Raw genomic sequence first — 22,673 nt, forward strand, 5'->3', positions numbered from 1 at the left:
CTCCCTCAGTCGCAGTCGCGGCAGATCGGCTGACCGTTCTTCTCCCGGGCCAGCTGGCTGCGGTGGTGCACCAGGAAGCAGCTCATGCAGGTGAACTCGTCCTGCTGCTTCGGGAGCACCCGGACGGCCAGCTCCTCGTTCGAGAGGTCGGCTCCGGGCAGCTCGAGGCCTTCGGCGGCCTCGAACTCGTCGACGTCCACGGCGGAAGCCGACTTGTCGTTCCTCCGGGCCTTCAGCTCTTCGAGGCTGTCCGAGTCGACGTCGTCGTCGGTCTTGCGTGGAGTGTCGTAATCGGTTGCCATGGTCGCTCTCCCCCTCTGGGTGTCTGCGGTGTCTCCAGCGCACGTAACGCGTGAGAGGCCGGACTTGTGCCCGACCTGAGGCGGAGATTTTGCCTCACATCAAGGTCTGTTACTCAATCGACACCCAACCGGACTCCTGACGAGTGATCGGCTTGGATGGCGATGGGGACCGTACACGGTCCGAATGCTGCACGCCAAAGGCGTCTCACCGTGTACTTCCCGTGATCAAGACCCCCGAAAACCGGGATTTTCCCGGCTTTACGACAGCATGCATGATCACGGAGAGTAGATGGCCGGAAAGGCGTCCCTGTGATCGATCACACACAGTGCACACGCGGTGAGGGCTCAGAAATTCCGCGCAAAGCGAACATCCCCGTGTGCCTCCGAGCTGATCGGCGACATGATCTCAGATGGGCAGCGTGACGCGCATGACGAGTCCACCCCCTTCACGCGGCTGGGCATAGATGTGCCCGCCGTGCGCCCGGGCCACGGACCGGACGATGGACAGCCCCAGCCCCACGCCCTTGTCACTGCCCGTCCGCTCCGTGCGCAGCCGCCGGAACGGCTCGAAGAGGTTGTCGATCTCGTACGCCGGGACCACCGGGCCCGTGTTGGAGACGACCAGGACCGCCTGTCCGTGCTGGACGTCGGTGGTGACCTCGACCCAGCCGCCCTCCGCCACGTTGTAGCGCACGGCGTTCTGCACGAGGTTGAGCGCGATCCTCTCCAGCAGTACGCCATTGCCCTGCACGACCGCGGGCTTCTGCTCCCCCCGGATCACGACGCCCTTGCTCTCGGCCTCGCCGTTCACCTGGTCGATGGCCTGCGAGGCGACCTCGGCGAGGTCCACGGGCCCCCGCTCGACGACCTGGTTGTCGCTGCGGGCGAGCAGCAGCAGGCCCTCGACGAGCTGCTCGCTGCGCTCGTTGGTGGCCAGCAGCGTCTTGCCGAGCTGCTGGAGCTCCATCGGCGCGTTCGGGTCGGACAGGTGCACTTCCAGGAGCGTGCGGTTGATCGCCAGCGGCGTCCGCAGCTCGTGCGAGGCGTTGCCCACGAAGCGCTGCTGGGCCGTGAAGGCGCGCTGCAGCCGCTCCAGCATGTCGTCGAAGGTGTCCGCCAGCTCCTTCAGCTCGTCGTCCGGGCCGTCCAGCTCGATCCGGCGGGACAGGTCGGAGCCCGCCACCGCCCGGGCGGTGCGGGTGATCCGGCCCAGCGGCGACAGGACGCGGCCGGCCATCGCGTAGCCGAAGGCGAAGGCGATGACCGCCAGGCCCAGCAGCGCCAGCAGGGAACGGCTGAGCAGGTCGTCCAGGGCGTGCCGGCGCTGCTCGTTGACACAGGCGTTCATGGCGTCGTTGAACTCGCTGGGCGAGGCCTGGTCGGGCAGGTTGCAGATGTCGCTGGTGACCTTGCCCTCGACGATCTTGAAGGGCAGGTCGCTGCCCACGTGCAGCGCCTGGGCCGCCAGCAGGTAGATGATCGACAGCAGCAGGATGCCGGCGATCAGGAACATGCCGCCGTAGAGCAGCGTGAGCCGTATGCGGATGGTCGGGCGCAGCCACGGGAAGGGCGGGGCGGGCCGTCGGGGGTCCCAGGTGGGCTTGGGGGGCGCCTGCGGGGGCGCGGGAGTGGTTGCCACGGGTATCAGATCCGGTAGCCGGAGCCGGGGACGGTGACGATGACGGGGGGCTCGCCCAGCTTGCGGCGCAGGGTCATGACGGTCACGCGCACGACGTTCGTGAACGGGTCGGTGTTCTCGTCCCACGCCTTCTCCAGGAGCTGCTCGGCGGAGACGACGGCGCCCTCGCTGCGCATCAGCACCTCCAGGACGGCGAACTCCTTGGGCGCGAGCTGGACCTCCTGGCCGTCGCGGAACACCTCGCGCCGGTTGGGGTCGAGCTTGATCCCGGCGCGCTCCAGGACGGGCGGCAGAGGCACGCTGGTGCGCCGCCCGAGGGCCCGCACCCGCGCGATGAGCTCACTGAAGGCGAAGGGCTTGGGCAGGTAGTCGTCGGCGCCGATCTCCAGTCCCTCGACCCGGTCGCTGACGTCGCCGGAGGCCGTCAGCATCAGCACGCGCGTGGGCATGCCCAGTTCGACGATCTTGCGGCAGACGTCGTCCCCGTGCACGACCGGGAGGTCGCGGTCGAGGACGACCACGTCGTAGTCGTTGACGCCGATGCGCTCCAGGGCGGCCGCGCCGTCGTACACGACGTCGACGGCCATGGCCTCCCGGCGCAGTCCGGTGGCCACCGCATCGGCGAGCAGCTGCTCGTCCTCGACGACGAGTACGCGCACGTTGCTGGTCCTTCCTCATGTCCACCCGCGTAGCCCTTCACCGGGCACACGTGGGCAGGGGTCTTCGACAGGGCTTGGTGTGTTGCCCTCCATCCTGCCCTTTTCGGCCATAAGTCGGAGGTAAGGCGGGTGAGAGGGCGGTGACCCCGGTGGGAATAGGAGATTTTCTCTCCCGGTTAGGTTTCCACGGTAGGGAGCTTGGGGAGGACGGCTTTACATCCCACGATCACGCTCTGCTGGCGCCGCACCACCATGCGGTGCGCATCAATCCGCTTTCCGCAGGGCGGGCGTGGGTGTCCGGCACCGTCGCCGCCCAGCCGAGCGGCGCTGGGCATCCACATGCGGCGTGATCGTCCCTTCCGAACGGCACACCCCCGTGCCATCGACCCACGACCCAGGACGAGGGGGCGCAGCATGGACGCATTCACCGCAGGACTTCTGCAGCGCATAAGGGCGACCGAGTCCGATCTGTCCCGGGCTCGCGACGAGGGCGACGAGTTCCTCGTCGACGTGGAGCAGGGCGAGCTCGACGACCTGCGCCGCCTCGCCGCCGAGCACGGTGTGCAGGTCGGCGTGACGAGCGTCTGATCACGCAGTGGACAGCGGGCCCCGGCGAATCCAGCGCCGGGGCCCGCCGCGTTGCCGCAGGGCGCGTTCACCCGGTGTTCATCGCATCGTCGGCCGTCGGCCGGGCCGCCCCGGCGCCCTCAGTCGTGCCAGGCGCCGAAGTCCTCCAGGAGCCGCTGGAGGGGCTCGAAGAGGCCGGGGGTACCCGCCACCGCCAGATCGCCCGACGGGCCCTCTCCGGGGCGTCCACCGGTCAGTGCGCCCGCCTCCCGGGCGATCAGGTCCCCCGCCGCGAGGTCCCACGGGTGCAGGCCGCGCTCGTAGTAGCCGTCGAGGCGTCCCGCGGCGACGTCGCACAGGTCCACCGCGGCCGAGCCGCCGCGCCGGATGTCGCGCAGCAGCGGGATGAGCCGCTGCGCCACTTCGGCCTGGTGGGCGCGGACGCCGGCGACGTAGTTGAAGCCCGTCGACACCAGCGCCTGCTCCAGGGGTGGTGCGGGGCGGCAGGCCAGCCTGCGCTCGCCGTCCCAGGCGCCGGTGGCCCAGGCACCGTGGCCGCGTACGGCGTGGAACGTCTCACCGCGCATCGGGGCCGTGACGACTCCGACGACGGTCTCGCCGTCCTGCTCGGCGGCGATGGAGACGGCCCAGGTGGGCAGCCCGTACAGGTAGTTCACCGTGCCGTCGAGCGGGTCGATCACCCAGCGGACGCCGCTCGTGCCCTCCGTCGCGGCGCCCTCCTCGCCGAGGATGCCGTCGTCCGGGCGGCGCTCGGCGATCAGGCCCGTGATCAGCTTCTCCGCCGCGATGTCCATCTCGGTGACGACGTCGATGGGGCTGGACTTGGTCGCGGCGACCGCGAGATCGGCCGGGCGCCCGTCCCGCAGCAGCGCGCCGGCGCGGCGGGCCGCTTCCTGGGCGAGGTCGAGCAGGTCGGTGTGCAGGGGGTCGGTCACGGGGCTCCTCACGCGTAGGTGCTGTCGGCGCCCGCGGCGGCGGGCCGGGGGGCGCGGGCCGGGCAGCAGCCGACCGGGCAGAGGTTGTGGCTCGCCCCGAGGGCGCCCAGGGCGCACGGCGTGACGTCCTGCCCGCGTTCGACGGCGGCACGCTCCACGACGAGCTCGCGGATCGCGGCGGCGAACCTCGGGTCGGCGCCGACGGTGGCCGAGCGTCGCATCGGCAGACCGAGCTCCTCGGCCCGGGCCCTGGCCTCGGTGTCGAGGTCGTAGAGGACCTCCATGTGGTCGGAGACGAAGCCGATCGGGGCGATGACGACGGCCGGGACGCCGGCCGCGTGCCGCTCGTCCAGGTGGTCGCAGATGTCGGGCTCCAGCCACGGGATGTGCGGGGCGCCGGAGCGCGACTGGTAGACGAGCTGCCAGGGGTGGTCGACGCCCGTGCGCTCCCGGACCGCGTCGGCGATCTGCTGCGCCACGTCCAGGTGCTGCTTCACGTAGGCGCCGCCGTCACCGTGCTCCTCGACGGGGCCGGAGGTGTCGGCGGAGGCCGTCGGGATCGAGTGGGTCGAGAAGGCGAGGTGTGCCCCGGCCCGGACGTCCTCGGGAAGCTCGGCGAGGGACTGCAGCACCCCGTCGGTCATGGGCTCCAGGAAGCCCGGGTGGTTGAAGTAGTGCCGCAGCTTGTCGACCTTCGGCAGCTCCAGGCCCTCCGCCTCCAGGGTCTCGAGCGCGTCGGCGAGGTTCTCGCGGTACTGGCGGCAGCCCGAGTAGGAGGCGTAGGCGCTGGTGGCGAGGACCAGGATGCGGCGGCGGCCGTCGCGGACCATCTCGCGCAGGGTGTCCGTCAGGTAGGGCGCCCAGTTGCGGTTCCCCCAGTAGACCGGCAGGTCCAGGCCGTGCTCGGCGAAGTCCTTGCGCAGGGCGTCCAGCAGGGCGCGGTTCTGGTCGTTGATCGGGCTCACCCCGCCGAACAGGAAGTAGTGCTGCCCGACTTCCTTGAGGCGTTCCTTGGGGATGCCACGCCCGCGTGTCACGTTCTCCAGGAACGGAACCACGTCGTCCGGGCCTTCCGGGCCGCCGAACGAGAGCAGGAGCAGGGCGTCGTAGGGGCTGACATCGCGCGCGTCTGGCATGAGTCGATCCTGCCACCCGGCACCGACAGCCGGGAAACGGCGGGGTGACACCGGCGCGGTCGTCGGGCCCCGGGGCGATGCGCAGCCGGACCGGACGGGTCCGTCGAGGCGATGGGCGGGTGCGTCGGGGCGGTGGTCGGGCCGCGCCGGACGGGTGCGTCGCGACGTTCGGGGCCGTAAGCTGTGTCGTCTGCGTTCGCAGCTTACCGAGCCCTTCGGAGACCCCGTTGCCCAGCCCCTACCGCGCCCTGTTCGAAGCCCCGGGTTCCAAGGGTTTCTCCGCCGCGGGCTTCCTGGGCCGGATGCCGCTGTCGATGATGGGCATCGGCGTGGTCACGATGATCTCGCAGCTCACCGGGCGGTACGGACTCGCCGGTGGCCTGTCGGCGACCATCGCGCTGGCCGCCGCGGTGGCCGGGCCGCAGGTCTCCCGGCTGGTGGACCAGTACGGGCAGCGACGGGTGCTCCGTCCCGCCACACTGATCTCGCTCACGGCGGCGGCCGTCCTGCTGCTCGCCGCGCACCAGGGGTGGCCGGACTGGGTGCTGTTCGCGGCCTGCGTCGGCATCGGCTGCGTACCGAGCGTCGGCGCGATGATCCGGGCCCGCTGGGCGGCGCTGTACCGCGGCACCCCGCAGCTGCACACCGCCTACTCCTTCGAGTCCGTGGTGGACGAGGTGTGCTTCGTCTTCGGGCCGATCATCTCCATCGGTCTGTCCACCGCCTGGTTCCCGGAGGCCGGTCCGCTGCTCGCCGCCTGCTTCCTGGCCGCCGGCGTGTTCTGGCTGACCGCGCAGCGCGCGACCGAGCCCGAGCCGCACCCGCGGGAGCGCAAGGGCGGCAGCGCGATGCGCGCGCCGGGCCTTCAGGTCCTGGTGGTCACCTTCGTCGCCACCGGCGCGATCTTCGGGGCGGTCGACGTGGTCACGGTGGCCTTCGCCGACGAGGAGGGCCACAAGGCCGCGGCGAGCGTCGTCCTCGCCCTGTACGCGGGGGGTTCCTGTGTCGCGGGCATGGTCTTCGGGCTGCTGCACTTCAGTGGTGCGCCGGAACGCCGGTGGCTGCTGGGCGTATGTGCCATGGCCGTGAGTATGATCCCCCTCCTACTGGTCGGAAACTTGCCGTTTCTGGCTGTGGCGCTGTTCGTTGCGGGACTGTCCATCGCTCCGACGATGATCACGACGATGTCCCTCATCGAAGAGCACGTACCACGCGCGCAGCTCACCGAAGGCATGACCTGGGTGAGCACCGGGCTTGCGGTGGGGGTCGCACTGGGCTCCTCCGCGGCCGGCTGGGTGATCGACGCGGCCGGGGCGCATGCGGGGTACGGGGTTCCGGCGGTGGCCGGAGCCGTCGCGGTCGCGGTGGGTTTCCTCGGGTTCCGCCGGCTCAAGCGACCGGCACCGGGTCGGGGAGGCTCCGTTGAGCAGCACAGCGAACGGAAAGAACGGCACGTGGCGTAACTGGGGCGGCAACGTCTCGGCGCGTCCCGCGCGAGAAGTCACCCCTGCCTCCGTCGACGAGCTGGCCGCCGCGGTACGGCGGGCCGCCGAGGACGGTCTGAAGGTGAAGGCGGTCGGCGCCGGGCACTCCTTCACCTCCATAGCCGCGACGGACGGTGTGTTGATCCGTCCTCAACTATTGACCGGTATCCGCAGCATTGATCGCGAGAACATGACGGTCACGGTGGAGGCCGGCACCCCGCTCAAGAGGCTCAACGTGGCCCTCGCGCGTGAGGGCCTGTCGCTCACGAACATGGGCGACATCATGGAGCAGACGGTGTCCGGCGCCACCAGCACCGGCACGCACGGCACGGGCCGCGACTCCGGCTCGATCGCCGCCCAGATCAAGGGACTGGAGCTGGTCACCGCCGACGGTTCGGTTCTCACCTGCTCCGAGAAGGAGAATCCGGAGGTCTTCGCCGCCGCCCGCATCGGCCTCGGCGCCCTGGGCCTCGTCACCGCGATCACCTTCGCCGTCGAACCGGTCTTCCTGCTCACGGCCCGCGAGGAGCCGATGCCGTTCGACCGGGTCCTGTCCGAGTTCGAGGAACTCTGGGCCGAGAACGAGCACTTCGAGTTCTACTGGTTCCCGCACACCGGCAGCACCAACACCAAGCGCAACAACCGCAGCGCGGGCCCGGAGAAGCCCGTGCCGCAGCTCAAGAGCTGGATCGAGGACGAGTTCCTCTCCAACGGGGTTTTCCAGGTGGCCAACTGGGTGGGCCGCGCGGTGCCCGCCACGATCCCCGCGATCGCCCAGATCTCCAGCAAGGCCTTGTCCGCGCGGACCTACACGGACATCCCCTACAAGGTCTTCACGTCGCCACGCCGGGTGCGCTTCGTGGAGATGGAGTACGCCGTTCCGCGCGCGGCCGTCGTCGAGACGCTGCGCGAGCTGAAGACGATGGTCGACCGCTCGGGCCTCAGGGTCAGCTTCCCCGTCGAGGTGCGCACCGCCCCCGCCGACGACATCACGCTGTCCACCGCCTCCGGCCGGGACAGCGCGTACATCGCCGTCCACATGTTCCGGGGCACGCCGTACCAGCGGTACTTCACGTCCGCCGAGCGCATCTTCACCGCCCACGAGGGCCGTCCGCACTGGGGCAAGATCCACACCCGGGACGCCGAGTACTTCTCCCGGGTGTATCCGCGCTTCGGTGAGTTCACGGCGCTGCGGGATCGCCTCGATCCCGACCGGCTGTTCCAGAACGACTACGTGCGAAGGGTTCTGGGGGCGTAGGAGGCGCACGGGGGTGGCGCTCCCGCGCCCTCGCTCCCCGTGGCGTGCGGAGTCGGGGCGCGGCCGGCGGCGTACCGCTGTTCCGCCGCCGGCACCGGCCGCTCGCGGTGTCCGGCCGGTTTATGGTCACCGTGCCTCCACTGCGGCCCATACCCTTGGTTCCGATTCTGGTGATTACGTGAAGTACCCCACGTTCAAGATCGCGAGATGAGGGCAGGAGAGTCCAAGTCCCACCCCTTGCCAGAAGTTGGGCGGCGCGCCATCCACGCACGTGGCCCGAATGGAGTACTGTTGCGAGCCCTGGGTCCGGTCTCCCATGAGGGTGTACAGGACCTTTAGGACCGCCGGGAGGGGGCTAGTTGCACAGGGTGACAGAGTTCGTCACTTAGCGTTGCGAATAGGTAACCGTGCCATAACGGCGATCCAGGGCCCGCGCCCGACACGCCGGGCAACTCGGCAAGGTTGTGGCAGGCTGCACCCGGGCAGGCCACACTCGACTAGCGGAAGCAGCGACGCACGTGACGTCGGCAGGCACCACCCGGGAGGTCCCCATGCCCGAACTGCGTGTCGTGGCCGTCTCGAATGACGGCACACGGCTGGTGCTGAAGGCTGCCGACTCTACGGAGTACACGCTTCCGATCGACGAACGCCTGCGCGCCGCCGTGCGCGGCGACCGTCCCCGTCTCGGCCAGATCGAGATCGAGGTCGAGAGCCATCTCCGCCCCCGCGACATCCAGGCGCGTATACGTGCCGGCGCGACCGCGGAAGAGGTCGCGCAGATGGCAGGCATCCCCGTCGACCGGGTGCGCCGCTTCGAGGGCCCCGTGCTCGCCGAGCGTGCCTTCATGGCCGAGCGGGCCCGCAAGACCCCGGTCCGCCGGCCCGGCGAGAACTCCGGCCCTCCCCTCGGCGAGGCCGTGCAGGAGCGGCTGTTGCTGCGCGGCGCCGACAAGGACACCGTCCAGTGGGACTCGTGGCGTCGCGACGACGGCACCTGGGAAGTCCTGCTGGTCTACCGCGTCGCGGGCGAACCGCACTCGGCGAGCTGGACGTACGACCCGCCCCGGCGACTCGTCCAGGCCGTCGACGACGAGGCGCGCTCCCTGATCGGCGAGTCCGACGACCTGTCCGCACCCGAGCCCAGCTTCCCGTTCGTCCCCCGGATCGCCCGGCTGCCGCGCGACAGACCGCTGGACCGCCCCGAACGCGAGCGGCCCAGTCTGCCCGCCCAGGCGTCCGAGCCGATCGAGGAGACCACCGGCGAGAGAGACTCGCTGACGAGCCTGCTCGAGGCCGTGCCGAGCTTCCGCGGCGACCTGGTGGTTCCGGAACTCCCCCCGGCGGAGACGGAGGAGGAGCCCGTCGTCGTCGCCGAGGTCGACGAGGAGGAGCCTCCGGCGCCCGCGGCCTCGGCCGGTTCCGCCTACGCGGATGTCCTCATGCCGCGCAGCGTGGGCAGCCACCGCGACCGGCTCATCGGTGCCACCGACCGCCAGGCCGAAGCTGACGGCGTACGCCCCGGCCGCAGGGCGGCCGTCCCGAGCTGGGACGAGATCGTGTTCGGCACGCGGCGCAAGAAGCAGGAGTAGCCGGACCGGCCTTCAACGGGTCGTTCCGAGGAGGAGGGGCCACGCCGTCCGGGCGCGACCCCTCCTCATGTCAGATCACTGCGGGTCCGGACCGACGGCGACCGGCCGGTCCGGGTCCGAGGACCACTCCGACCAGGACCCCACGTACAGCTCGGCCGGAATGCCGGCGGCCGCGAGCGCCAGAACCTGGTGGGCGGCGGAAACCCCCGAACCGCAGTACACGCCGACCCGCGAACCCTCGGTCACGCCAAGCCCCTTGAACCGCTCCCGCAGCTCCCCGGCGGGCAGGAACCGCCCGTCGGCCCCCACGTTCTGCGTGGTGGGCGCCGACACCGCTCCCGGGATGTGCCCGGCCACCGGGTCGATCGGCTCCACCTCACCGCGGTACCGCTCCCCCGCCCGCGCGTCCAGCAACACCCCGGACCGTGCCAGCGCCGCGGCGGCATCCGCGTCGAGCAGTCCCGTCGCCCCCGGCTCGGGTACGAAGTCACCCTCCTGCGGAGCCGGCACGGACGTCTCCAGCGGACCTTCCCAGGACGGCAACCCGCCGTCGAGGACTCGCACGTCCGGGTGACCCGTCCAGCGCAGCAGCCACCACGCCCGGGCCGCCGCCCACCCCTGGCCGCCGTCGTAGACGACCACCGGCGTCCCGGCCGAGACGCCGGCCCGGCGCATCGCGGCGCCGAAGCGCGCGAGGTCGGGCAGGGGGTGGCGACCGCCCTCGCCCGGCGCGGAGGCCAACTCCCGGTCCAGGTCGACGTAGACGGCTCCCGGCAGGTGCCCTGCCTCGTACGCGGCCCGGCCGTCGAACGGCGGCTCGCCGGCCGCCTTGGCCGCGGTGAGCTGCCAGCGGACGTCGAGCAGGACCGGCGGGCGAGTGCCCGTGAGATCCCTGGCGAGGTCGGATGCGGAGATGATGGCGTTCATGGCCCCCATCCTCGCGCACAGGGGTGGCCGAGTCGTCCGTGTCCGGCTACTCTGCTCGGCCGGAGCGGGGCGATCACGCGGCGTACGGGAACAGGCACGTGTTGTACAGCTGAGCGACACCCTCCGACAAGCGCGTCGTGAGCACAGGTGCCCGCACATCGGGCATTCTCCCGGGCGAGGGACGCCCCACAGGGCCGCCCCACAGGCTGCGGAGAGCACGGCCACCGCGAGGCCGAGAAGAGAGTGACGATGACCGACGCACGGGGGTCCGCCGGGCCGAACGGCGAAACACCCGCTCGGCACGCGCCCGGCGCGCCCTGCTGGGTGAGCCTGATGGTGCACGGCCCGGACGCGACCGAGGAGTTCTACGGAGCGCTGTTCGGCTGGGAGTTCCAGCCGGGCCCCGAGCAGCTCGGGCCCTACGTGCGCGCGCTGCTCGACGGGCGCGAGGTGGCCGGGATCGGACGGCTGCCGCCGGACCGCCATCTGCCCATCGCGTGGACGCCCTACTTCGCATCGGAGAACGTGGATCTGACGGCCGAGACGGTGCGCAGCCGCGGCGGCACGATCGGAGTGGGCCCGCTCGACGCGGCCGACGCCGGCCGCCTGGCCATCGGCTCCGACCCCTCCGGCGCGGTCTTCGGCATCTGGCAGGCCGCGGCGCACCGCGGCACCGCCGTCGCGGGCGTCCCCGGCACACCCGCCTGGAACGAACTGCTGACCTTCGAGTCGGCCGGCGTCGCCAAGTTCTACCGCACGGTGTTCGGCTTCGAGGAGGAGCCGGTGGTCTCCGCCGACTTCGACTACGTGGCCCTGCACCTCGGCGGCGAACCCGTCGCCGGAATCCACGGCCTCGGTCACGCGCTGCCCCGCGACCGGGGACCGCACTGGGTCACGTACTTCCAAGTGGCCGACGTGGACGACGCCGTGGACCACCTGGACCACCTCGGCGGGCAGGTCCTCAAGCCGGTGCACGACACGGCCCAGGGGCGGGTGGCGCATGTGTCGGACCCGGAAGGGGCGCGGTTCGCCCTGTTGCAACGCCCGAGCTGAAGACTGTGAGCAGGCCGCGGGTCAGGCGGACGTCACCGGCAGCACGTCCGGGGACAGAGCCGCTGCCCGGGACGTCGCCGCGGTCATCCGGCGGCGGTGATGACGCCGGCACAGGACCTCGTAGCCGACCTCGTCCGCGGAGTGGGTGACGTCTCCGACGACCACCTGGGCGCCCTCGACGACCATCACCCCGCCTATCGTGCGGGCGTTGTGGGTGGCCCGGGCTCCGCACCAGCACAGGGCCTCGACCTGGAGCACCTCGACCCGGTCGGCCAGTTCCACCAGCCGCTGCGAGCCGGGGAACAGCTTGGAGCGGAAGTCGGTCGTGATGCCGAAGGCATAGACGTCGAGGCTCAGGTCGTCGACCACGCGCGCGAGTTGGTCTATCTGCTCCGGCGCGAGGAACTGCGCCTCGTCGGCGATCACGTAGTCCGCGCGGCCGCCCTGCGAGAGGTGGTCCACAAGATGGCCGTAGAGGTCCTGCCCGTCCCCGACCTCCACCGCGTCCGTCACCAGGCCGAGCCGCGAGGACAGCTTGCCCTCGCCGGCGCGGTCGTCGCGCGAGAAGATCATGCCCTGCAGACCGCGCGCCGAGCGGTTGTGCTCGATCTGGAGAGCCAGCGTCGACTTCCCGCAGTCCATCGTTCCGCAGAAGAACACCAGCTCGGGCATGGGGAGTTGAGCACCTTTCGGCGTGGGAGACCGGGGCGGTCCGTGTCGTGGGCGTACTTCGGGTTCAGGAGCGTACTTCGAGCAGGGGGACCAGCTGCTCGGCGGGGGTCATCGAACCGTGGTTGCCGACCATCGCCGACTCCTTCGGCTCCCGCTCGGAGGCGATGAGCAGGACGTCGTCCCGGGCGGCCGCGACCACGTCGCCGATCCTGCCGTACACCCGTTCGTCGATCCGCGGTCCGAACCAGCCCGCCGCGATGGCCTCGTCGCGTGAGGCCACCCAGAACTGCTCGCCGAGCACCTCGCGCCAGCAGGTCAGGACGTCGTTCGCGGCGCCGGGCACCGCGTAGACGTGGCGGGCACGGCCCTCGCCGCCGAGCAGGGCGACACCGGCGCTCAGCTCCCAGTCCTCGTCGAAGTCGATGCGGTGCTGCTCGTCGAAGGGAACGTCGATCATGCCGTGGTCGGCGGTGACGTAGAGGGCGCTGCGCGGCGGCAGTTGCTCGGCCAGGCGCTGGACGAGGCGGTCGGCGTACATGAGCTGGCCGCGCCAGGTGTCGGAGTCGACGCCGTAGCGGTGACCGGCGCCGTCGACCTCCGCGAAGTACGTGTACACCAGGGAGCGGTCCCCCGCGGCCAGTTGCTCGGCCGCCAGGTCCACGCGGTCCTCGCCGGACAGCCGCCCGAGGAACGTTCCTCCACTGAGCGCGACCTTGGTCAGCGGGGTGTTCTCGAAGGTCGGGGACGACACCTGCGCGGCGTGCACTCCGGCCGCGTGCGCCAGCTGGAAGACCGTGGGGTAGGGCTGCCAGGGGCCGGGTGGGGCCCACGGCTGCCAGCGCAGCTGGTTCATCAGCTCGCCGGTGTCGGGGTTGCGGACGGTGTAGCCGGGCAGGCCGTGCGCGCCCGGGGGCAGGCCGGTACCGACGGAGGCGAGCGAGGTCGCCGTGGTCGCCGGGTAACCGGCGGTGAGCGGACGTCCGGTGCCACCGCGGGAGGTGGCGAGCAGGGACGTCATGAAGGGGGCGTCCTCGGGGTGCGCCCTCAGCTGCTCCCAGCCGAGGCCGTCGATCAGGAACACGCAGTTGCGGTCGGCTGGGGTCAGCTCCGCGATCGAGGCGCTCATGTCCGGCACGCCCAGGCCGGCGGCCAGGGTGGGCAGGAGGTCGGCGAGTGATCCGCTGCCGTACTCCGGGACCGGTGCGGAGGCGACGGCCAGCGGTTCGGGGTGCTGGTCCCACGCCGTGTCGAGCTGCGCCATCAGCGGGTCGTGTCCGCGGTCGCCTCGGAGAGCGCCTGCGCGAAGGCGAGCGCCTCCCGCACGGTCTCCGGTCCGTCCCCGGCCTCGCTGACGCGCAGGCTGAGGTCGTCCGCCGTGGAGTTGCCGGTGTAGCCGTGGTCTGCCTCGCAGTTGGGGTCGCCGCAGGCGGCCGGCTCCAGGTCGATGCGCGAGACGGCGCCCCAGCCGATGGTGAGGACGACCTCACGGGGCAGGGTTCCCGGCTTGTAGGACTCGGGGTTGGCGACCACGCGGCTGACCACGACCGACGAGATGCGGCCGATCTTCACGGACTCCGTCGACGTCGTGGCGTACGGCGTCGGGGACGTGCTGTCGGCGGCCTGCTCGTCGGTGTGACTGACGATGAACCGGGTGTCCGTGAGGACGAGCACCGTCACATGCCGCCGTACCTCGTTCTGATCGAACGTCGTCTCCTGGTGGACCAGGTACGACCGCATGGGCTCACCGCCCACGGCGGCCTCCACCGCCTCGGCCACGAGGGCCGGGTAGTAGCCGCTGCGCTCGATCGCCGCCCGCAGCCCCTGGGTCGTCGTACTGGTCTTGGCCATGACGCCCATCCTACGGGGGACCACTGACTGCGAGGGACCGCTCGCCCCCGGTCAGTACGCGGGGAGCGTGCGCGGGCCGAGGTCGTCGCGGACCGGAGGGGGCGCGAGACGGACGGAGGCGCCGAGAACGCTCAGGCCGTGCGCGGCGACGACGACCGGCTCCAGGGTGACCGCGACGACCTCCGGGTGGTCGTCGACCAGCCGGGACACCCGCAGCAGCAGCTCCTCCAGCGCCCGGGTGTCGGCCGGTGCCGAGCCGCGCCATCCGAACAGCAGCGGGGCGGTGCGGATCGAGCGCACCAGCGAGGTCGCCTCCCGGTCGGTGACCGGGATCAGCCGGTGCGCGGTGTCCCCGAGCAGTTGCGAGGCGGCCCCGGCGAGCCCGAAGGAGAGCACGGCTCCGGCCGCGGGGTCGATGACGGCCCGTACGACGACGTCCACGCCGCGCGGCGCCATCCGCTGCACCACCGGCCGCAGCTCCTCCGGCGTGCCGAACAGACCGGTCAGCTCGGCGTAGGAACGGCGAAGTTGGTCCTCGTCCGCGAGGTCGAGGCGGACGCCGCCCAGGTCGGCGCGGTGCCGCAGGTGCGGGGCGGTGGCCTTGAGGGCGACGGGGTAGCCGAGGGTACGGGCGGCCTCGACGGCGGCGTCGGGAGTCGGGGCGGGCAGGGCGCGGTGGACCTGGACGCCGTAGTGGCCGAGGAGGTCGCAGGTCTCGTCCGTGCCGAGCGTGAGCCCCTGCCCGCGCGCGAGCAGGCCGCCGATCAACGCTGCGGCGTCCTTCTCCCGGATGTCGTCGTACTCGGGCACCTTGCCGGGGTCGGCGGCGTCGCGTCGCCACTGCGCGTAGGTGACGGCTTGGCCGAGGGCGCGGACGGCGCGCTCCGCGGCGGGGTAGGCGGGGATGAGGTGGGCGCCTTCGGGGGCTTCGGCGGCCTCGGGGGCTGCGGCGGCTTCGGCGGGTGCGGCGGCGGGGAGTTGTTCCGCTGCGGGCGCCGACCTTGGGGCGTTTTGAAGTGTTTTGTCCGATACGGAATGCGGTGCCGTGCTCGCCGCCGCCGACAGGGCCTCCGCCAGGCCGCCGAGCTCGACGTGGACCACCAGGACCGGCTTGGCCGGAGCGGCTGCCGACGCCGAGCGCAGGGCCTGCGCGAGAGCGGCGTCGCCGACCGACCCCTCCCCCACCGCCGGTATGGCGGTGACGACGACGGCGTCGCACCGGTCGTCGGCCAGCGCGCGGGACAGGGCCGCGTGGAAGTCGGCCGCGGACGCCGCCGTGGTCAGGTCCTGCGGAGGGTGCGGCCGCAGGCCCTCGGCGAGGCACGCGTCGTAGGTGAGCAGGCCGAGCGACTCGGAGTTGCCGAGGATCGCCACCCTGGGCCCGGCGGGCAGGGGCTGGCGGTCGAGCAGCAGGCCCGCGTCCACCAACTCGGTGATGGTGTCGACACGGATGACGCCGGCCTGCCTCAGCAGTGCCGACACGGTCGCGTGCGGGAGCCGCGTCGCCCGTACGGCGTGCCCCTGGGGGGCGGCGCCGTGCCGGGCGCCCTGGACGACGACCAGGGGCTTGGCCGCGGCGGTCCGGCGGGCGAGGCGGGTGAACTTGCGGGGATTGCCGATGGACTCCAGGTACATGAGGACGACATCGGTGTCGGGGTCCTCGTACCAGTACTGCAGGACATCGTTGCCGGAGACGTCGGCGCGGTTGCCGGAGGAGACGAAGGTGGAGACACCGGTCACGCCCGTGACGCCGCCGCCACGCCGGTGCAGCCGGGACAGCAGGGCGATGCCGATGGCGCCGGACTGGGCGAACAGTCCGATGCGGCCGGGGCGCGGCACCTCGGGGGCGAGGGAGGCGTTGAGCCGTACCCGTGGGGAGGTGTTGATGACGCCGAAGGCGTTCGGGCCGATGATCCGCATGCCGTACGTGCGGGCGTGCCGCACGAGGGCGCGCTGGCGTTCACGCCCCTCCAGGCCGCTCTCGGCATACCCGGCGGAGACCACGACCAGCCCCTGCACGCCGTGTTCGCCGCACTCGGTGACGACCTCGGGAACGTGCTCCGCCGGGACGGCGACGACGGCGAGGTCCACAGGGCCGTCGATGTCCCGCACCGAGCGGTGGGCGGGCACCCCGTCGAGCTCCTTCTGATCCTCGGGCAGGGCCTTGTTCACGGCGTAGAGGCGGCCGGTGTATCCGGCGTCCCGGATGTTGCCGAGGACGCTGCGGCCCACGCCGCCGGGTGTGCGTCCGGTGCCGATGACGGCGACCGAGCCGGGGGCGAGCAGCCGCTGGACGGACCGTGCCTCGGCGCGGTGTTCGCGGGCGTACTGCACGGCCAGCGAGCGGTCGGTGGGTTCGAGGTCGAACTCCAGACGGACGACACCGTCCTCGAAGCTGCGCTTCTGGGTGTAGCCGGCGTCCGTGAACACCTTGATCATCTTGGTGTTGGCAGGCAGCACCTCGGCGGCGAAACGGCGGATGCCGCGCTCGCGGGCGACGGCGCCGATGTGTTCGAGCAGTGCGGAGGCGACCCCGCGGCCCTGGTGGGCGTCCTGGACGAGGAAGGCGACCTCGGCCTCGTCGGCGGGTGCGGACGCGGGTGTTCCGTCGGCGCCGATCCGGTCGTAGCGTACGGTGGCGATGAACTCGCCGCCGACTGTGGCCGCGAGTCCCACCCGGTCCACAAAGTCGTGGTGCGTGAAGCGGTGGACGTCCTTGGCGGACAGGCGAGGGTACGGCGCGAAGAAGCGGTAGTACTTCGACTCGTCGGAGACCTGCTCATAGAAGCTGACCAGGCGATCGGCGTCATCAACGGTGATGGGCCGGATGCGCGCGGTACCCCCGTCGCGCAGCACCACGTCGGCTTCCCAGTGGGCGGGATACTCGTGCCGGTCCGGCGAGGTCTGCATGGGCCCCAGAGTACGGCTAGCGCCTGACAACGGCGCGAGGCAGTCTGTGGAGGGCGTCAGTCGGGTCGAGGCCGCGATCCGACGGCATCCCTGGAGTGGAACGCGAGGACCGCTCCGGAGGGCTTCACGATATGGGAAACTGGTCTAGACAACCCTGAACACCGAAGGGCAGCAACACATGGCTGAGCGCCGCGTCAACGTCGGCTGGGCCGAGGGCCTCCACGCCCGCCCCGCCTCCATCTTCGTCCGAGCCGCCACGGCCGCAGGCGTCCCGGTGACGATCGCCAAGGCTGACGGCAACCCCGTCAACGCGGCCTCGATGCTGGCCGTCCTGGGCCTCGGCGCCCAGGGGGGCGAGGAGATCGTCCTCGCCTCCGACGCCGAGGGCGCGGACGCCGCCCTCGACCGGCTGGCGAAGCTGGTCTCCGAGGGTCTCGAGGAACTGCCCGAGACCGTCTGATGTCCTGAGCGCCCGATGCGGCGCACACCGAAGGGCTCGTCCGAATTCACCGGGCGGGCCCTTCGCCATTCTCGGTCCACACGGGACAGGAATTCCCCTCTTTCGGGCAGCTGAAATAACCCCCGAGGAATTCACCTCTCTTTGTATACGGCTGCCGTGTTAATGCCGCAGGCTCGCCGTGTTTACGGGATGTTGCGAGTTCCTCACACGGTCGGCGCGTTCCTCGGCGCGGCCCAGGCGCAGGCGGTGCGCGCCGGTCGCGCGCTCGGTGTGCAGCGCCGTGACCGCCCGCGCGCGTTCGCCGTCCCCGCGCGCCACCGCGTCCACGATCGCGCCGTGTTCCGTCCAGGACTCCACCGGGCTGAGCGGCGCCTCCACGGCGTACATCCACGTGATCTTGTGGCGGAGCTGGGTGAGCATCGAGGTCAGGGCGGGGCTGCCGGAGGCCTGGGCGAGCGTCTCGTGGAACCAGGCGCCCAGGGAGCGCAGGTCGTCGCTGTTGCCGCGACGGGCGCGGTCCTGACCCAGCCGGACCAGGCCGCGCAGGACCTTCAGATGCGCCTCGGTGCGGCGCTGGGCGGCACGGGCCGCACCGAGCGGCTCCAGGAGCATCCGCATCTCCAGCAGGTCGCCGGCCTCCTGCTCGGTGGGTTCGGCCACGCACGCGCCCGCGTGCCGACGGGTCACCACGAAGCCCTCGGCCTCCAGCGTGCGCAGCGCCTCCCGGACGGGCACCCGCGAGACGCCGTAGCGGCGGGCGAGGAGTTCCTCGGTGAGTCGGCTGCCGCGGGCGTGGACACCCGCGACGATGTCGTCCCGGATGGCGGTGCACACCGAGTGCGCGGGAATACGCATGACCGGACCTCCGCTTAATCCCCGTGAAACGCCGACGAGCGACGCGCGATTCTGTGACTCTATTGCAATGAGCCGGAATTTCCGACGGCAGGCGAGAATCCAGGGATATTTTTTGGACTGCGGACATGCGGGGGGATCCGGAACGGACCACGGACATGCGGCGGGCATCCGGCGGGCATCCGGAAAAACACCGAAAGCCCCGGCTCGGGGAGCCGGGGCTTCGGGGAACGGCGGAGGGTTCCGCTCAGACGCTGACGCCGTGCGAGCGGAGGTAGGCGATCGGGTCGATGTCCGAGCCGTAGTCGGGGCTCGTGCGGGCCTCGAAGTGCAGGTGCGGGCCGGTGACGTTGCCGGTGGCGCCGGACAGGCCGATCTGCTGGCCGGGCGTGACCTTCTGGCCGACCGAGACGCCGATGGACGACAGGTGGCCGTACTGGGTGTACGTGCCGTCGTCCATCTTGATCACGATGTTGTTGCCGTAGGAGCCGCCCCAGCCGGCCTCGACGACCTCGCCCATGCCGACCGCGTGGACGGACGTGCCGGTGGCGGCGTGGAAGTCGATGCCGGTGTGGCTGCCGGAGGACCACAGACCGCTGCTCGCCTGGTAGCCGGTGGAGACGTACGAGCCGGAGATCGGGGGCACGAAGGAGTTGAGGCGCTTGCGCTCGGCCTCACGGGCGGCGCGCTCCTTGGCCTCGCGGGCCTTCTCGGCCTCCTCCTTGGCCTTCTCGGCCACCTCGGCGGCCCGCTTGCGAGCGGCCTCCTCGGCCTTCTGCTTGGCGGCGGCCTCCTCGGCGGCCTGCTGCTGCGCGACGGCCTGGGCATCGATCTGCTGGGCCACGGTGTCACCCATGGTGACGACCGGGGTGAGGCCGGTCTGCTCGGCACTGGGCTCGGCGGCGAAGGCCGCGGGGGCCGCCACGGTGCCGATCACGCCGGTGGTGGCGAGGGCCGCGACACCCGCCACGCGGGCGGTGCGGCGCTGGATCCTGCTGGGACGACGGTGCTTCCCGGTGGCGCGAGTGAACGCCATGTGGTGGCTGGTCCTTTCCTTCCCTCTCGCCTACCGGGTTAGCTGACGGGTTCGGAGCAGGAAGGTCTCCTACGGACTCCCTCGCGGCACGCGCGGGCGTCCGATTCACCCCAGGGACTGCGGTGGGTCCCCGGCTCCCCTGGCTCGCGCCGTACGGGGACTCGGCGATGACTGTCCGGTGCCGCGGGTGCGGCGCACTGCCTGACGAACAGCCCGGACGACGCTAAGCGGCGCCACTTTCAATTCCCAAACGGATCCCGGCTTTTGTAGCGCATCCCACAGGGCAGACAGGCAACTCCCATACCAATTCGGGCATAAAGGAGCCCTGGTGCCTTCGAAGACATCCAGGGCCCCTGAGCGGGCGTGCCGCTACTCGGCGGGGACGACGGTGACTTCGCCGATGCCGAGGGCCTCGACAGGCGCCTTGATCTGCGCCGCGTCACCGACGAGGACGGTCACCAGCCGGTCCACCGGGAAGGCGCTGACCGCCGCCGCGGTGGCCTCCACGGTGCCGGTCGTGGCGAGCTGCCGGTACAGCGCGGCCTGGTAGTCGTCGGGCAGATGCTGCTCGACCTGGTCGGCCAGCGTGCTCGCGACGGCCGCCGCCGTCTCGTACTTCAGCGGCGCGACGCCCACCAGGTTCTGCACGGCGACGTCCCGCTCGGCGTCGGTAAGCCCCTCGGCGGCGAGCGTGCGCAGCACCGTCCAGAGGTCCTCCAGAGCGGGGCCGGTGTTGGGCGTGTCCACGGAGCCGCTGATGGCGAGCATCGCCGCACCCGTGCCGTCCGGGGCGGACCTGAGGACCTGGCCGAACGCCCGTACGCCGTAGGTGTAGCCCTTCTCCTCCCTCAGGACGCGGTCCAGGCGGGACGTGAGGGTGCCGCCCAGGCAGTAGGTGCCGAGCACCTGAGCGGGCCACACGCGGTCGTGCCGGTCCGGGCCGATCCGGCCGATCAGCAGCTGCGTCTGGACGGCTCCGGGGCGGTCCACGATGACGACCCGGCCGGTGTCGTCGGCGGTCACCGGCGGCACGGGACGCGGCTCGGCCGGGGATCCCGTCCAGGCACCCAGCGTGTCCCCGAGCAGGGCGTCGAGGTCGATGCCGGTGAGGTCCCCGACGACCACGACGGTGGCCGTGGCCGGGCGGACGTGCTTCTCGTAGAAGGCGCGTACGGCCGCGGAGTCGATGGCGGCGACGGTCTCCTCGGTGCCCTGCCGCGGCCGCGACATGCGCGAGTGCGCCGGGAACAGCTCCTTGGAGAGCTCCTTGGCCCCGCGGCGGGACGGGTTGGCCAGTTCGTGCGGAATCTCGTCGAGACGGTTGGCGACCAGCCGCTCGACCTCGCTGTCGGCGAACGCGGGTGCCCTCAGGGCGTCGGCGACCAGGCCCAGCCCCTTGGCGAGCCGGGAGGCCGGCACCTCCAGGCTGAGCCGGACGCCGGGGTGGTCGGCGTGTGCGTCGAGGGTGGCGCCGGCGCGCTCCAGCTCGGCTGCGAAGTCCTCGGCGGAGTGCTTGTCGGTGCCCTCGGAGAAGGCCCGAGCCATGATCGTGGCCACACCGTCGAGGCCTGCGGGCTCGGCGTCCAGGGGGGCGTCGAGCAGCACCTCCACGGCGACGACCTGCTGGCCGGGGCGGTGACAGCGCAGCACCGTGAGGCCGTTGTCGAGCGAGCCGCGCTCGGGGGCCGGGAAGGCCCACGGCTTGGCGTCGCCCGCCTGCGGCCGGGGGTGGAAGTCCATCGTGGCGAGCTCGGTCACCGGGCCGCCTCCTCGTTCTCGTCCTGGTCGGCGGGGGCTTCGGGGGCGGTCGGCTCATAGACGAGCACCGCGCGGTTGTCGGGCCGCAGGCGGGCCTTGGCGACCTCCTGGACCTCCTCCGGCGTGATCTCCAGCACGCGCTGGACGGCGGTCAGGGCGAGCTGCGGGTCGCCGAACAGCACCGCGTACCGGCACAGTTCGTCGGCGCGGCCGGCGACCGTGCCGAGCCGGTCCAGCCACTCGCGCTCCAACTGGGCCTGGGCGCGCTCCATCTCCTCGGCCGTGGGGCCCTCCTCGGCGAACCGGGCGAGCTCCTCGTCGATGGCGGCCTCGATGACCGGAACCTCCACGTCGCCGGACGTCTTCACGTCCAGCCACCCCAGGGAGGGCGCCCCGGCGAGCCGCAGCAGGCCGAAGCCGGCCGCCACGGCCGTGCGGTCGCGGCGCACGAGCCGGTTGTACAGGCGGGAGGACTCGCCGCCGCCGAGGACGGTGAGGGCCAGGTCGGCCGCGTCGCACGCGCGCGTGCCGTCGTGCGGCAGCCGGTAGGCGGCCATCAGGGCACGGGCCGGGACCTCCTCCTCGACGACCTCGCGCAGCTGCTCGCCGATGGTCTCCGGCAGCGAGCCGTCGCGCGGGGCGGGCTTGCCGTCGTGGCCGGGGATGGACCCGAAGTACTTCTCGACCCAGGCGAGGGTCTGCTCCGGGTCGATGTCGCCCACCACGGAGAGCACGGCGTTGTTCGGCGCGTAGTACGTGCGGAAGAACGCCCGCGCGTCCTCCAGGGTCGCCGCGTCCAGGTCGGCCATCGAGCCGATCGGGGTGTGGTGGTAGGGGTGGCCCTCCGGGTAGGCGAGGGCGGTCAGCTTCTCGAAGGCGGTGCCGTACGGGACGTTGTCGTAGCGCTGGCGGCGCTCGTTCTTGACGACGTCACGCTGGTTCTCCATCGACTCGTCGTCGAGCGCGGCCAGCAGCGAGCCCATGCGGTCGGCCTCCAGCCAGAGGGCGAGCTCCAGCTCGTGGGCGGGCATGGTCTCGAAGTAGTTGGTCCGCTCGAAGCTGGTCGTGCCGTTCAGCGAGCCGCCCGCGCCCTGGACGAGCTCGAAATGACCGTTGCCCTTGACCTGCGCGGAACCCTGGAACATCAGGTGCTCGAAAAGGTGAGCCAGGCCGGTACGCCCCTTGACTTCGTGGCGTGAGCCGACGTCGTACCAGAGGCACACCGCCGCGACCGGGGTCAGGTGGTCCTCGGAGAGCACCACGCGCAGACCATTGGCCAGGCGGTGCTCGGTCGCTGTCAGGCCCCCGGAGCCTGCCTGGGCTGTGGCCGTGTGACCCATGGGCATGTACGTCCCTTCGCTCGCGGAGCGGTTGTTCAGACCGCGGATTCCTGCCGGTCCTGCCACTGTATGCAAGCGTGCGGAGCCCTGGTGAAGTTCCCGGCGGCGACCTGGGCCCGAGAGCGCGGGCTGCGGCCGGGACCGGGTCCTGGTCCCGGTTGTCAGTGCGGCGGTCCACAATGGTCGGCGTCAGATCCGGATCGCAGCAGCACGAGCGAGCCGCAGGG

At 71.7% G+C, this 22,673-nt stretch carries 20 protein-coding genes and 1 riboswitch; of the genes, 6 read left to right on the plus strand and 14 right to left on the minus strand.

Annotation, left to right across the window (positions count from 1 at the left end; genetic code table 11):
• Nucleotides 1–5: 5 nt before the first annotated feature.
• From AB0B29_RS16570 to AB0B29_RS16580, 3 genes are all read right to left on the minus strand, one after another.
• Nucleotides 6–302 carry a DUF4193 domain-containing protein gene (locus tag AB0B29_RS16570; protein ID WP_003993510.1) on the minus strand — a complete coding sequence of 99 codons (297 nt, stop codon included), beginning with the start codon at nucleotides 300–302 and terminating at the stop codon, nucleotides 6–8.
• A gap of 406 nt (nucleotides 303–708) precedes the next feature.
• Nucleotides 709–1,941 carry a sensor histidine kinase gene (locus tag AB0B29_RS16575; protein WP_362239691.1) on the minus strand — a complete coding sequence of 411 codons (1,233 nt, stop codon included), beginning with the start codon at nucleotides 1,939–1,941 and terminating at the stop codon, nucleotides 709–711.
• A 5-nt stretch (nucleotides 1,942–1,946) separates the two neighbouring features.
• A complete protein-coding gene (locus AB0B29_RS16580) occupies nucleotides 1,947–2,600 on the minus strand; it encodes a response regulator transcription factor (RefSeq protein ID WP_053670977.1) in 654 nt (217 codons plus the stop codon).
• Nucleotides 2,601–3,014: 414 nt separating this feature from the next.
• On the opposite strand from AB0B29_RS16580, the gene AB0B29_RS16585 reads away from it, so the two are divergent.
• The gene (locus AB0B29_RS16585) at nucleotides 3,015–3,188 is read left to right on the plus strand and encodes a hypothetical protein (RefSeq protein ID WP_362239694.1); all 174 of its coding nucleotides are present in this window, start codon (nucleotides 3,015–3,017) and stop codon (nucleotides 3,186–3,188) included.
• A gap of 119 nt (nucleotides 3,189–3,307) precedes the next feature.
• On the opposite strand, the gene AB0B29_RS16590 is transcribed toward AB0B29_RS16585, so the two are convergent.
• Both AB0B29_RS16590 and AB0B29_RS16595 read right to left on the minus strand, forming a co-directional pair.
• The gene (locus AB0B29_RS16590; RefSeq protein ID WP_362239696.1) at nucleotides 3,308–4,123 is read right to left on the minus strand and encodes an inositol monophosphatase family protein; all 816 of its coding nucleotides are present in this window, start codon (nucleotides 4,121–4,123) and stop codon (nucleotides 3,308–3,310) included.
• An 8-nt stretch (nucleotides 4,124–4,131) separates the two neighbouring features.
• Complete coding sequence (locus tag AB0B29_RS16595) at nucleotides 4,132–5,259, minus strand: ferrochelatase (RefSeq protein WP_362239699.1); 1,128 nt, start codon at nucleotides 5,257–5,259, stop codon at nucleotides 4,132–4,134.
• Between the two features lie 227 nt (nucleotides 5,260–5,486).
• Here AB0B29_RS16595 and AB0B29_RS16600 point away from each other — a divergent pair, with 227 nt between their 5' ends.
• From AB0B29_RS16600 to sepH, 3 genes are all read left to right on the plus strand, one after another.
• Nucleotides 5,487–6,722: an MFS transporter gene (locus tag AB0B29_RS16600; protein ID WP_362239702.1), complete on the plus strand. Its 1,236-nt coding sequence runs from the start codon at nucleotides 5,487–5,489 to the stop codon at nucleotides 6,720–6,722.
• Complete coding sequence (locus AB0B29_RS16605) at nucleotides 6,682–8,001, plus strand: D-arabinono-1,4-lactone oxidase (protein WP_362239709.1); 1,320 nt, start codon at nucleotides 6,682–6,684, stop codon at nucleotides 7,999–8,001. Before AB0B29_RS16600 ends, AB0B29_RS16605 begins: the two co-directional genes overlap by 41 nt.
• Before the next feature lie 551 nt (nucleotides 8,002–8,552).
• Entirely contained in the window at nucleotides 8,553–9,590 is a 1,038-nt protein-coding gene (gene sepH, locus AB0B29_RS16610; protein ID WP_362239712.1) for a septation protein SepH, read from the plus strand.
• A gap of 75 nt (nucleotides 9,591–9,665) precedes the next feature.
• On the opposite strand, the gene AB0B29_RS16615 is transcribed toward sepH, so the two are convergent.
• A complete protein-coding gene (locus AB0B29_RS16615) occupies nucleotides 9,666–10,517 on the minus strand; it encodes a sulfurtransferase (RefSeq protein WP_362239715.1) in 852 nt (283 codons plus the stop codon).
• A 249-nt stretch (nucleotides 10,518–10,766) separates the two neighbouring features.
• Here AB0B29_RS16615 and AB0B29_RS16620 point away from each other — a divergent pair, with 249 nt between their 5' ends.
• Nucleotides 10,767–11,570 (plus strand): VOC family protein, encoded by an 804-nt coding sequence (locus AB0B29_RS16620; RefSeq protein WP_362239718.1) that lies wholly within the window; start codon nucleotides 10,767–10,769, stop codon nucleotides 11,568–11,570.
• A 21-nt stretch (nucleotides 11,571–11,591) separates the two neighbouring features.
• Here the strand turns inward: AB0B29_RS16620 and AB0B29_RS16625 are convergent, their stop codons facing one another.
• The 4 genes from AB0B29_RS16625 to AB0B29_RS16640 all read right to left on the minus strand — a co-directional run bounded on the left by AB0B29_RS16625 (nucleotide 11,592) and on the right by AB0B29_RS16640 (nucleotide 17,000).
• Nucleotides 11,592–12,242: a thymidine kinase gene (locus tag AB0B29_RS16625; RefSeq protein WP_358566892.1), complete on the minus strand. Its 651-nt coding sequence runs from the start codon at nucleotides 12,240–12,242 to the stop codon at nucleotides 11,592–11,594.
• 64 nt (nucleotides 12,243–12,306) lie between these two features.
• Nucleotides 12,307–13,503, minus strand: a complete 1,197-nt coding sequence (locus AB0B29_RS16630) for an alkaline phosphatase family protein (RefSeq protein WP_362239721.1) — start codon at nucleotides 13,501–13,503, stop codon at nucleotides 12,307–12,309.
• Nucleotides 13,503–14,090 carry a DUF5998 family protein gene (locus AB0B29_RS16635; RefSeq protein WP_170320912.1) on the minus strand — a complete coding sequence of 196 codons (588 nt, stop codon included), beginning with the start codon at nucleotides 14,088–14,090 and terminating at the stop codon, nucleotides 13,503–13,505. Before AB0B29_RS16635 ends, AB0B29_RS16630 begins: the two co-directional genes overlap by 1 nt.
• Nucleotides 14,091–14,141: 51 nt before the next feature.
• Entirely contained in the window at nucleotides 14,142–17,000 is a 2,859-nt protein-coding gene (locus AB0B29_RS16640; RefSeq protein ID WP_362239723.1) for a bifunctional acetate--CoA ligase family protein/GNAT family N-acetyltransferase, read from the minus strand.
• 178 nt (nucleotides 17,001–17,178) lie between these two features.
• Between AB0B29_RS16640 and AB0B29_RS16645 the strand changes: the two genes are divergently transcribed.
• Nucleotides 17,179–17,460: an HPr family phosphocarrier protein gene (locus AB0B29_RS16645; protein ID WP_003993478.1), complete on the plus strand. Its 282-nt coding sequence runs from the start codon at nucleotides 17,179–17,181 to the stop codon at nucleotides 17,458–17,460.
• Nucleotides 17,461–17,619: 159 nt separating this feature from the next.
• Here AB0B29_RS16645 and AB0B29_RS16650 read toward each other — a convergent pair whose 3' ends face one another.
• The 4 genes from AB0B29_RS16650 to AB0B29_RS16665 form a co-directional block, all read right to left on the minus strand.
• Nucleotides 17,620–18,315, minus strand: coding sequence for a GntR family transcriptional regulator (locus AB0B29_RS16650; protein WP_362239725.1), 696 nt, complete (start codon nucleotides 18,313–18,315; stop codon nucleotides 17,620–17,622).
• 244 nt (nucleotides 18,316–18,559) lie between these two features.
• Nucleotides 18,560–19,348, minus strand: coding sequence for a M23 family metallopeptidase (locus AB0B29_RS16655; protein WP_362239727.1), 789 nt, complete (start codon nucleotides 19,346–19,348; stop codon nucleotides 18,560–18,562).
• Nucleotides 19,349–19,360: 12 nt separating this feature from the next.
• Nucleotides 19,361–19,525, minus strand: a riboswitch (cyclic di-AMP (ydaO/yuaA leader).
• Between the two features lie 192 nt (nucleotides 19,526–19,717).
• Complete coding sequence (locus AB0B29_RS16660) at nucleotides 19,718–21,106, minus strand: M16 family metallopeptidase (protein WP_362239730.1); 1,389 nt, start codon at nucleotides 21,104–21,106, stop codon at nucleotides 19,718–19,720.
• Nucleotides 21,103–22,452, minus strand: a complete 1,350-nt coding sequence (locus AB0B29_RS16665; RefSeq protein ID WP_362239732.1) for a M16 family metallopeptidase — start codon at nucleotides 22,450–22,452, stop codon at nucleotides 21,103–21,105. The genes AB0B29_RS16660 and AB0B29_RS16665 overlap by 4 nt, the downstream gene beginning before the upstream one ends.
• Nucleotides 22,453–22,673 lie beyond the last annotated feature (221 nt).

Origin of the sequence: Streptomyces tibetensis (assembly GCF_040647715.1) — a bacterium.
Classification (GTDB): domain Bacteria; phylum Actinomycetota; class Actinomycetes; order Streptomycetales; family Streptomycetaceae; genus Streptomyces; species Streptomyces tibetensis_A.